This is a genomic window from Nocardia higoensis NBRC 100133 (assembly GCF_000308595.1).
Lineage (GTDB): Bacteria > Actinomycetota > Actinomycetes > Mycobacteriales > Mycobacteriaceae > Nocardia > Nocardia higoensis.
Window position 1 is genome coordinate 38,752 of the sequence record NZ_BAGA01000038.1, and the last position, 9,625, is coordinate 48,376.

Annotated in this window: 10 protein-coding genes and 2 tRNA genes; 5 read left to right on the plus strand and 7 right to left on the minus strand. The window is 70.0% G+C overall.

Annotated features, from left to right (window positions below; all coding sequences use genetic code 11):
• Position 1: 1 nt before the first annotated feature.
• The 4 genes from ON26_RS04855 to ON26_RS04870 are packed head-to-tail and all read left to right on the plus strand — an operon-like array spanning position 2 to position 3,895.
• Positions 2-1,141 (plus strand): acyl-CoA dehydrogenase family protein, encoded by a 1,140-nt coding sequence (locus ON26_RS04855; protein WP_040794759.1) that lies wholly within the window; start codon positions 2-4, stop codon positions 1,139-1,141.
• Entirely contained in the window at positions 1,138-2,208 is a 1,071-nt protein-coding gene (locus ON26_RS04860) for an enoyl-CoA hydratase/isomerase family protein (RefSeq protein WP_040794760.1), read from the plus strand. Before ON26_RS04855 ends, ON26_RS04860 begins: the two co-directional genes overlap by 4 nt.
• The gene (gene mmsB, locus ON26_RS04865; RefSeq protein ID WP_040794761.1) at positions 2,205-3,104 is read left to right on the plus strand and encodes a 3-hydroxyisobutyrate dehydrogenase; all 900 of its coding nucleotides are present in this window, start codon (positions 2,205-2,207) and stop codon (positions 3,102-3,104) included. Before ON26_RS04860 ends, mmsB begins: the two co-directional genes overlap by 4 nt.
• Positions 3,101-3,895 carry an enoyl-CoA hydratase gene (locus tag ON26_RS04870; RefSeq protein ID WP_040794762.1) on the plus strand — a complete coding sequence of 265 codons (795 nt, stop codon included), beginning with the start codon at positions 3,101-3,103 and terminating at the stop codon, positions 3,893-3,895. The genes mmsB and ON26_RS04870 overlap by 4 nt, the downstream gene beginning before the upstream one ends.
• 141 nt (positions 3,896-4,036) lie before the next feature.
• On the opposite strand, the gene ON26_RS04875 is transcribed toward ON26_RS04870, so the two are convergent.
• The 3 genes from ON26_RS04875 to ON26_RS04885 all read right to left on the minus strand — a co-directional run bounded on the left by ON26_RS04875 (position 4,037) and on the right by ON26_RS04885 (position 6,676).
• Positions 4,037-4,900 (minus strand): DUF6159 family protein, encoded by an 864-nt coding sequence (locus ON26_RS04875; RefSeq protein ID WP_040794763.1) that lies wholly within the window; start codon positions 4,898-4,900, stop codon positions 4,037-4,039.
• Positions 4,901-4,968: 68 nt separating this feature from the next.
• Positions 4,969-6,054: an Hsp70 family protein gene (locus tag ON26_RS04880; protein ID WP_051026703.1), complete on the minus strand. Its 1,086-nt coding sequence runs from the start codon at positions 6,052-6,054 to the stop codon at positions 4,969-4,971.
• 61 nt (positions 6,055-6,115) lie between these two features.
• Positions 6,116-6,676, minus strand: coding sequence for a MarR family winged helix-turn-helix transcriptional regulator (locus ON26_RS04885; RefSeq protein ID WP_040794796.1), 561 nt, complete (start codon positions 6,674-6,676; stop codon positions 6,116-6,118).
• A gap of 150 nt (positions 6,677-6,826) precedes the next feature.
• Here ON26_RS04885 and ON26_RS04890 point away from each other — a divergent pair.
• A tRNA-Cys gene (locus ON26_RS04890) sits at positions 6,827-6,901 on the plus strand.
• 80 nt (positions 6,902-6,981) lie between these two features.
• On the opposite strand, the gene ON26_RS04895 is transcribed toward ON26_RS04890, so the two are convergent.
• From ON26_RS04895 to ON26_RS04910, 4 genes are all read right to left on the minus strand, one after another.
• Entirely contained in the window at positions 6,982-7,650 is a 669-nt protein-coding gene (locus ON26_RS04895) for a rhomboid-like protein (protein WP_040794764.1), read from the minus strand.
• A 78-nt stretch (positions 7,651-7,728) separates the two neighbouring features.
• A tRNA-Arg gene (locus tag ON26_RS04900) sits at positions 7,729-7,801 on the minus strand.
• A 95-nt stretch (positions 7,802-7,896) separates the two neighbouring features.
• Positions 7,897-8,652, minus strand: coding sequence for a DUF305 domain-containing protein (locus ON26_RS04905; protein WP_083883738.1), 756 nt, complete (start codon positions 8,650-8,652; stop codon positions 7,897-7,899).
• Between the two features lie 14 nt (positions 8,653-8,666).
• Positions 8,667-9,551: a thioredoxin-like domain-containing protein gene (locus ON26_RS04910; protein ID WP_040794765.1), complete on the minus strand. Its 885-nt coding sequence runs from the start codon at positions 9,549-9,551 to the stop codon at positions 8,667-8,669.
• Positions 9,552-9,625 lie beyond the last annotated feature (74 nt).

The following is a 9,625-nucleotide window of genomic DNA, read 5'->3' on the forward strand; positions in this document are numbered from 1 at the left end:
GATGTTCACACTCGACGAGGACGAACGGGCGATTCGCGACACCGCGCGCGACTTCGCCGACGAGTTCCTTGCGCCGAACGCGCTGGAATGGGACGAGAAGAAGCACTTCCCGGTGGACGTGCTGCGCAAGGCGGGCCCGCTCGGGCTCGGCGGCATCTACGTTCGCGAGGACATGGGCGGTTCGGGTCTGCGCAGGCTCGACGCGGTCCGCATCTTCGAGCAGCTGTCCACCGGCTGCCCGGCGGTCGCCGCCTACATCTCCATCCACAACATGGCGACATGGATGATCGACGCCTACGGCACCGAGGAGCAGCGCGCGCGCTGGCTGCCCGGACTGACCTCCATGGAACTGCTCGGCAGCTACGCGCTGACCGAGCCGGGGGTCGGCTCGGACGCGGCGGCGCTGAGCACCAAGGCCGTGCGCGATGGTGACGACTACATCCTCAACGGCGCCAAGCAGTTCATCTCCGGCGCGGGCGCCAACGATGTCTACGTGATGATGGTGCGCACCGGCGAAGACGGCGCGCGCGGCATCTCGGCGCTGATCATCCCGGCCGACACCCCCGGGCTGTCGGTCGGGCCCAACGAGAAGAAGATGGGCTGGAACGCGCAGCCCACCCGCCAGGTCATCCTCGAGGACGCGCGGGTGCCGGTCGCCAATCGCCTCGGCGAGGAGGGCGACGGCTTCCGCATCGCGATGAACGGGCTCAACGGCGGCAGGCTGAACATCGCCGCCTGCTCGATGGGCGGCGCACAGGCCGCGCTGGACAAGACCGTTCCGTACCTCACCGAGCGCACGGCGTTCGGCAAGCCACTGGTGGCCAATCAGGCGCTGCAGTTCGACTTGGCCGACATGCGCACCGAACTGGAAGCGGCCAGGACCCTGCTGTGGCGGGCGGCGGCCGCGCTCGACGCGGACGCGCCCGACAAGGTGGAGCTGTGCGCGATGGCCAAGCGCTTCGCCACCGACGTCGGCTTCGAGGTCGCCAACAAGGCCCTGCAATTGCACGGCGGCTACGGTTACCTGGCCGAATACGGGCTGGAGAAGATCGTCCGGGATCTGCGTGTGCACCAGATCCTCGAGGGCACCAACGAGATCATGCGGGTGGTCGTCGCCCGCTCGGTCGTAGGAGCAGCATGACCACCGAACCCGAAGTCCTGATCGACAAGCGTGACGGCCTCGGCCTGATCACGCTCAATCGTCCCAAGGCCATCAACGCGCTGAATCATCCGATGGCGCTGGCCATCACCGAGGCGCTGCGCGCATGGGCCGACGACGACGAGGTGCGCACCGTCGTCGTCACCGGCGCGGGCGAGCGCGGGCTGTGCGCGGGCGGCGATATCGTCGCGATCCACTCCGACGCGAAAACCGGTGGAGCGAGCGCCGATTCGCCCACCGGCGTGTTCTGGCGCGACGAGTACATCCTCAACGCGCTCATCGGCAGCTACCCCAAGCCGTATGTCGTCGTGATGGACGGCATAGTGATGGGCGGCGGCGTCGGCCTGTCCGGCCACGGCAGCCACCGCATCGTCACCGAGCGCTCCAAGATCGGCATGCCGGAAGTCGGCATCGGCTTCGTCCCCGACGTGGGCGGCACCTACCTGCTCTCCCGCGCGCCGGGGGAGATCGGCACGCACGTGGCGCTGACCACCGCGCGGATGACCGCGAGCGACGCCATCGCCACCGGCTTCGCCGACTACTTCGTCAGCTCGGAGAACATCCCGGCGCTGCTGGAGACCCTGCGCACCGAGCCCGCCGACGTCGCGATCGCCAAGTTCGCCACGGATGCGCCGGAATCGGTCCTGGACGCCCAGCGCGACTGGATCGACGCCTGCTACGGCGCGGACACCGTCGAGGAGATCGTCTCCCGCCTGCAGACGGCCGACGCGCCCGAGGCCAGGGCGGCGGCCACCGAGATCCTCGGCAAGTCGCCGGTCGCGCTGAAGGTCACGCTGCGTTCGCTGCGCGCCGCGCGCGAGCTGACCAGCCTGGAGGCGGTGCTGAACGAGGAGTACCGCGTGTCCATCGCCTCGCTCGGCTCCCACGACCTGGTCGAGGGCATCCGCGCGCAGGTGATCGACAAGGACCGCAACCCGCAATGGAACCCGGCGACGCTCGCCGATGTCACCGACGAACAGGTCGCGGCCTACTTCGTCGGACTCGGTGAGAAGGAGCTGGGACTGGTGACCCCGGAGGCACAGCAGTGAGCAAGAAGATCGGATTCCTCGGCCTGGGCAATATGGGCGGGCCGATGGCCGCCAACCTGGTGAAGGCCGGCTACGACGTGGTCGCCTTCGACCCGAGCCCGGCCGCGCAGGAGCAGGCCCGCACCGACGGCGCGACCGTCGTGGCCACCGGCGCCGAGGCCGCCGCCGGTCGCGAGATCGTCATCACCATGCTGCCCAACGGCAAGCTGGTGCTCGACGTCTACGCCGACCTGCTGCCGGTCGCCGACCCGGGCACGCTGTTCATCGACTGCTCGACCATCGATGTCGCCGACGCCAAGGCCGCCGCGGAGCAGGCCGTCGCGGCCGGTCACCGCGCGGTCGACGCCCCGGTCTCCGGCGGTGTGGCCGGCGCCGCCGCGGGCACGCTGACCTTCATGGTCGGCGGCGAGGAGGCGGACTTCGCCGCCGCGTTGCCCGTGCTCGAGGTGATGGGCGGCAAGGTCGTGCACTGCGGCGGTGCGGGCGTCGGCCAGGCCGCCAAGATCTGCAACAACATGCTGCTGGGCATTTCGATGGTGGCGCTGTCGGAGGCGCTGGTGCTGGGCGAGAAGCTGGGCCTGAGCCACCAGTCGTTCTTCGACGTGGTCTCCACCGCGTCGGGCCAGAGCTGGGCGCTGACCAGCTACTGCCCGGTCCCCGGCCCGGTGCCGGGCAGCCCGGCCAACAACGACTACAAGCCCGGTTTCGCCACCGCGCTGATGACCAAGGACCTGGGCTTGGCCGCGAACGCCTTGCGCGACAACGGCGTCGACGGACAGCTCGGCGCGCTCGCCGCCGAGATCTACACCCGGTTCAACCAGACCGATGGACACCGGGACTTCTCGGCTATCGTCACCGATGTCCGCAACCGTTCCGAGCAAGAGGGTGACAAGTGACCGACTTCGAGACGATTCTGCTGGAGCGCAGGCCCAACAGCGCCGGCAAGGGCGTGGTCGGCTGGATCACGCTGAACCGTCCCAAGGCACTCAACGCGCTCAACGCGCAGGTGCTCGACGACGTGATCGCCGCCCTCGACGAGCTCGAGCGTGACGACGAGGTCGGCGCGGTCGTGATCACCGGTTCCGAGCGGGCTTTCGCCGCGGGCGCCGACATCAAGGAGATGCAGCCCAAGACGTACATGGACATGTTCATGGACGACTACTTCGCGCGCTGGGACCGGCTGGCGAACTTCCGCAAGCCCACCATCGCGGCGGTCGCGGGCTACGCCCTCGGCGGTGGCTGTGAGCTGGCGATGATCTGCGACATCCTGCTCGCCGCCGACAACGCCAAGTTCGGCCAGCCCGAGATCAAGCTGGGCGTCATCCCCGGCATCGGCGGCTCGCAGCGGCTGACCCGCGCGGTCGGCAAGGCCAAGGCCATGGATCTGGTGCTCACCGGACGCAATATGGATGCCGAGGAAGCCGAGCGCGCCGGCCTGGTCTCGCGCATCGTGCCCGCCGCGGAGCTGCTCGACACCGCCCAGCAGGTCGCCGAGACCATCGCCTCGATGTCGGTGCCGGTCACCATGATCGCCAAGGAAGCGGTGAACCGCTCCTTCGAGACCACCCTGTCCGAGGGCCTGCGTTTCGAGCGCCGGGTGTTCCACTCGCTGTTCGCGATCGAGGATCAGAAGGAAGGCATGGCGGCCTTCGTGGAGAAGCGGCCCGCCCAGTTCGGCAACCGCTGACCTACCGCCACTCGACGACGGCCCGTGCGCTTCCACAGCGCGCGGGCCGTTGCCGTTGCGCGGTGGCCCGGCACGTTCGCGGCATCGGCCGCGCCACGACAGTGCTCGGGGGAGCCGCGGCGCTGCCGATCTTCGCAGCGTCTACCGGTAGCCGTCGTAATGATCGGCGGGGAAGTCGCCGCTGTGGAAAGCGCGTGCGAGATCCGTGCCGGCGAAGGCCGGAGGCGTGCGGCCGTCGACGGCGAACCGGTACAGCGCGGCCGAGTACACGGTGTTGGCGGCGGAGTAGAAGGTCAGCACGGTGATGAACGCGCCGAGGCCCAGCCAGCAGCCGACCGTCGACAGCAGGACGCCGCCGACGGCTTCGTCGGCCAGCGCGCCAACGACCGTACCGATGAGCATGCTCAGCAGACCGCCGACGAGGACGAGGATGTAGCCGAGGGTGCCGAGACGGGTGGTGCCCGCGACGCCGGTACCCCACACCCGCGCATGGCATTCCCGGGCGGCGCGCACCGCGTCGACCGGGCCGCGACGCTCCAGCACGATCATCGGCAGCACCAGGTAGGCGATGTCCGACCACGGGGTGGCCCGGTTCGGTCCCGGCACGCCGGGTTCACCGGCGGTGCGCTCGAACAGCCGCAGCACCGGCAGCACGATCGCCACCGCCAGCGCCCAGGGCAGCAGCGCGAAGAATCGGGACCGGCCCGCCCGCCGCCCGGTTCTCGGGTCGGCCCAGCCGCCGCGCAGCACATTGTCGGCCTGGGTGAGCAGGCCGGCATTGCCGAGAACGGTCATCGCCACGCACAGCAGGTACACCACGAAGACCGTCGGGTACGGGATGGGGGAGGCCACGCCGAGGCCGGTGAAGAACAGCGTGGCGAAGGTGGCGCCGGTGAAGCCGATACCGACCAGCGCCGAGGTGACCGGGAACGAACGCAGCCCGCGATGCGCGCGCAGGACGGCATTGGCGGTCGAGTACATCGTTCGCGCGGTCGTGTACGACACGTGGGCGTCCCCCCGGGATAGAGCGGTCTATCGGTCGCAGCCCATGCTAGCCACGGCGGGGTGCGGCCTCAGCCGGGCGGTGCGAGCTGCGCGGGCGAAGACTGCACCGTCAGGGGGATGATCAGCGTCGGCGTGGAGCCGTTGTCCGGCGTGCGGTAGGAGTCCCGGCCGAAGACGAGCAGCCCGGCGACCGTCGCGCCGAGAACGAGGGTCACCACGGCGGCGGTGACCAGCTTCCAGCGACCGACTCGGCGCGCGGGGACCGGGCCGAGGGCCGCGGGCGTCACCGGCTCGGTCCGCAGGCGGGGCATGTGCACATCGCCGGACGGGCGTTCGGCCGCCAGCAGCACCGCGCCGCGCGCCGAGACGTGCTCGGGTTCGGGGTCGTAGACGATCGGGACATCGATCGCCCCGGCCAGTTCCGCGCACACGATCGGGCTGCGCGCGCACCCGCCGACCAGCACCAGCGCCTCCGGCCGCGTCCCGGTCCGCTCGACCAACTGCTCCACCGCCTCGGCGGAATGACGTACGCCCGCCGCCAGCAGGTCGGCGAGATCGCTGTGGGTGAGTACGGCGCGCGCGCCGGACCGGGGATCGATGGCGGTGACCACCCTGGCACTGCTGAGTTCTTCCCGATGGCGGCGCGCGGCCACACGATCGGCGCGCACGCCCGAGTGGGCGAGCCGGTTGCGCAGCAGCGCGTCGTAGTCGTCGCCACCGGGACAACTGCTGTGATCGACCGCCAGCACGGCGTCGGCGCGGCAGTCGACCTGGGTGAGGGTCAGGCCGGAACTGCCCATGTCGTAGATGACGACCGAGCCCGAGGCGGGCACCTGACCGGTGAAACGCAGGTAGCGCAACTGGGCCAGCGGCTCGTCGACGATGGTGAGCCTGCGCCCGCCCGCCGCGCGCCGGATGATCTCGGCGTGCTCGGGACAGCGGCAGGTCACCGCGGTGCTCGCGATCAGCTCGTCACGGTCCTGTGCCGACCGGCTCATCAGCCGGATGACTTCGAAGACCGCCTCGTCGACCCCGGCGCCGGGGCGGCGCTCGACCGCACAGGAATCGATGGGCGGCAGATGCGGCTGGTCGGAATGGGTGAGGATCGCCCGTGCGCCACCCGCGCCCGCGGAAACGCCCAAGACCAGCACCATGGCGTCAATGGTGGCCCTTTTGCCGCCGGGTGCCAAGACGAACGTACGGGCAGGTGCCCGCTCAGCCGGCCTCCGGCGCGGCGCCGCCCGCCCAGCGGACGGGGGAACCGTCGGTGTCGAAGTCGCCCGCCGCGTGCCGGAACTCCGCCAGCAGCTGCAACAGCGTGCCGAGCCGGTCGGGCGCCAGTCCCGGCTGCGCGAACACCTTGGCGTTGAGTTCCTCCGTCGCCCCCGCCACGGATTCCCTTCCGGCGTCGGTGATTTCGATCAGCGTGGCGCGCCGGTCGCTGGGATGCGGGACGCGCGTGACCAATCCGGCCGCCTCCAGCCGGTCCACCGTATTGGTGACGCTGGTCGGATGCACCTGCAGCCGGGCGCTGGCCTTGGCCATCGGCAGCGCGCCGGTCTTGCTGAAACTCAACAGCCGCAGCAGTTCGTAGCGAGAGAAGGTGAGCCCGGTCGGCTTGAGCGCCTCGTCGACGCGCGCCATCACGATCTGCTGCGCCCGCACCAGCGAGGTCACCACGGCCATTCCGTCGGCGGCATCGCCCCAGCCGTGGTCCACCCACTGGCGGCGGGCCTCCTCGATCGGGTCGAGCGGAAGCGGACGTGGCCGAGACATGCGTCCGATCATCGCACGCCCCTCGCCGTCGGCGGCCATTCCGCAGAACTCGGTATGCCCGATTCCGGCCGTTGCCCGTCGAGCGTTGGAATCAGCGTGACCGTAACGCTGGCCCCATGCCGGCGTCACGGGGCAGTCTGTAGAGGCCATGCGGGCGTGGCTGAGAGGTTTAGGCAACGGTCTGCAAAGCCGTGCACGCGGGTTCGATTCCCGCCGCTCGCTCCACGCTGCCGGGGTGCCGGTGCCGGGCCCGATCGGGATGGGATCCCCGATCGGGCCCGTCGTCTGTGGCAAGCCCGCGGCTGTCAGGCGGCTGTCCCGGCGGTATCCGGATGCTCGGTGACGGGTTCACGCGCCGGGCGTCGGGTGAGTGGATAACAGGCGAACCCGATCAACGCGGCGCTCAGGTGACCGATGTCGGTGAACGTCGGGTTCATCAGTACGGGGATCAGGTAGTAGACGACCACTACGGCGGCGTACACGTACCGCCACGGCGACCCGATTCGGTAGGCCAGCACGCCCACGACCCCGGCCAGGGCGTAGCTGACCCCGACATCCAGGGTGTGCACCGCGGACGCGGGCGCCTCGCCGTGCCGGATGGCCAGGTACAGGATGCCCTCGCTGAGATAGGTCGCGCCGACGTGCGCGATCGCGCACACCGCCAACCAGCGCCACGTCCCCAGCCAGCGTTCGGCGGGCACATGGAAGATGTTGTAGAGCAACAGATAGAAGATCCACGGCCCGCCCGCGAGCCAGAACGCGCTGCTCACCAGTACCCGCACGGGGTCCTCGCGTAGATGATGAAGATTCGTCGACCGGTTGCCGAGCACCTCGTACAGCACGTCGTCGCTCAGATGCCGCCCGACGAGCGTGGTGATCAGCAGGATCGCCAGCCAGATGAACGTCCCGGGAGCGCGTCGGATGTACGCCCACACCGCGGACGCCGACCTGTGGAGCCCGTCCCGGATCCCCATGCGATCCAGTGTGACCCCGGGGCGGCGGAAACGCAGCGGCCCTGGCCAGGAGTTCCTGGTCGGGGCCGCTGTGGCATGTGCCCTCGGCAGGATTCGAACCTGCGGCCTTCTGCTCCGGAGGCAGACGCTCTATCCCCTGAGCTACGAGGGCGGGATAGATGCCGATCCGGGCCGTGCGGCCGCTCGATCGGGCGGGCCAAGCGTAGCGCATGGCCGGGCGCGACGCCAAAACGGTGACAGGGTGGGTCAGTTGAGGTGGAGCGGGGTGCCGCCGCGGGCGGTGAGCATGTCGGTGAGCAACCGGGATTCGGCGGCCTGGCTGGATGCCATGCCCGCCGCGAAGGTGCGCACGGCGGTGGTGGCCGCGTGCTCGCCGGCGTACTCGAGCATCGGGATGCCGCCCTGGTGGTGGCGCAGCATCAGGCTCAGGAACAGGGTGTCGAGTTCGGGGGAGGAGGCCCGGCGCAGGGTGTCGAGTTCCTCGCGCGAGGCCATGCCGGGCATGGTGTCGACGGGTCCGCTGTGCGCGCTCGCGTCGTGTTGATGACCGCTGCTCTCGGTCATCCAGCCCATGTGGCCCTCGACCGTCTGAGCGGGCTCGTTCCACAGTTGCAGCCACCCCTGCATCCGGCCGATCTGGTTCGACTGGGTGGTGAGGATGTCGTAGGCCAGCGTGCGGATCTCGGCGTCGGTGGTGCGGGTGAGCGCGATACCCGCCATGTCCACCGCCTGGTTGTGGTGGGCGGACATGTCCTGCAGGAAACCGATGTCGACGTTGCCCGGATCGGGCTCGGAGTGGCCGTCGAGCGGCAGCCGGACGACGACGCCGATCACCACACCCAGCAGGATCGCGGCGATCGCGCCGAGCACGAGGACCGCGGAACCGGGCCCGCCCCGCCGCGCCGCCGCGCCGGCCGCCGTCTCGGCCGTCGCGGGACCGGTCGCCACCGAGCCGGAGTACGCGTCGGCGGTGCCCGCGGCGGTCGAATCGGGGTCGCTCATGTCGGCGCCCCGCGTCACTGGCCGGGGGCAGGCTCGGCAGGCAGCCCGGGGATCGGCTCGGTGGGCAGGCTGGGCACGCCGGGGATCATGCCGCCCAGGCCCTCGGTCGGATCGCTGACCACGTCGGAGCCGTCGACGGACTTGGCGTCGGGGCCGGGGGCCGTCGGATCGAACGGGGTCGGGTTGTCCCGGTCGAACATCGGGTTGGAGCAGGAACCGCCGACCTCGGGATGGGTGTAGGGGTTCTGCCGCAGCGCGGTGATGAACTGGTTGATGCGCTCGTCGTCGGCGCTGTCGACCTTGAGCTGATGCCCCCAGGACTGCAAGGCGATCGGGGTGTCCAGGTCCGGGTAGGGCGACATGAACGTGTAGGCCTTGCCGTCGACCTTGCTCTCCAGGCTGTCGACGGCGGCGTTGTCGACCTTGTCCGGGTTGTAGGCGATCCACACCGCGCCGTGCTCGAGCGCGTGCACGGCGTTCTCGTTGCGCATGGCCTTGCTGTAGACGGTGCCGGTGCAGTCGGCCCATTCGGAGTCGTGCGAACCGCCGAACGGCGGCTTCTGGTCGTAGCCGACGCGCTCGGTGGGCTGCACGTGCTTGCCGGTGGTCTTGCTGTAGTCGACCGTGACGACGCCGTCGATGTCCAGGGACGGATCCTGCTTCTCGGCGCTGGGCGTGTACTTCGCCAGCTCGGCCTGCTCGCGGTACTTGGGTACCAGGCTGTAGGCCAGCGCACCGACCAATGCGATGATTATCGCCGCCGCACCGATCGCCATCCACGGGATCTGACGCTTCCCCGGAAGTCCGCCCTTACCACCGCCCGGAGTACGGGACGAAGAAGTCTTGCCCGCGGCTCGCACGGCCTTGGCCGACTTCGAGGCGCTCTTGCTACTCGGCATCGCTCGTGTGCTCTCTCGCTGTGATGAACCGTGTGGGTTCGGACGGAAGGTCGGCGTCGGTGCCCGCCCGAAGG

Bases quoted from the DNA above. Each gene is read 5' to 3' on its own strand.
- ON26_RS04860 (WP_040794760.1), top strand. From the start codon at position 1,138: ATGACCACCGAACCCGAAGTCCTGATCGACAAGCGTGACGGCCTCGGC.
- ON26_RS04905 (WP_083883738.1), bottom strand. From the start codon at position 8,652: ATGAGCGACCCCGATTCGACCGCCGCGGGCACCGCCGACGCGTACTCC.
- ON26_RS04910 (WP_040794765.1), bottom strand. From the start codon at position 9,551: ATGCCGAGTAGCAAGAGCGCCTCGAAGTCGGCCAAGGCCGTGCGAGCC.
- ON26_RS04885 (WP_040794796.1), bottom strand. From the start codon at position 6,676: ATGTCTCGGCCACGTCCGCTTCCGCTCGACCCGATCGAGGAGGCCCGC.
- ON26_RS04880 (WP_051026703.1), bottom strand. From the start codon at position 6,054: ATGGTGCTGGTCTTGGGCGTTTCCGCGGGCGCGGGTGGCGCACGGGCG.
- ON26_RS04855 (WP_040794759.1), top strand. From the start codon at position 2: ATGTTCACACTCGACGAGGACGAACGGGCGATTCGCGACACCGCGCGC.
- ON26_RS04895 (WP_040794764.1), bottom strand. From the start codon at position 7,650: ATGGGGATCCGGGACGGGCTCCACAGGTCGGCGTCCGCGGTGTGGGCG.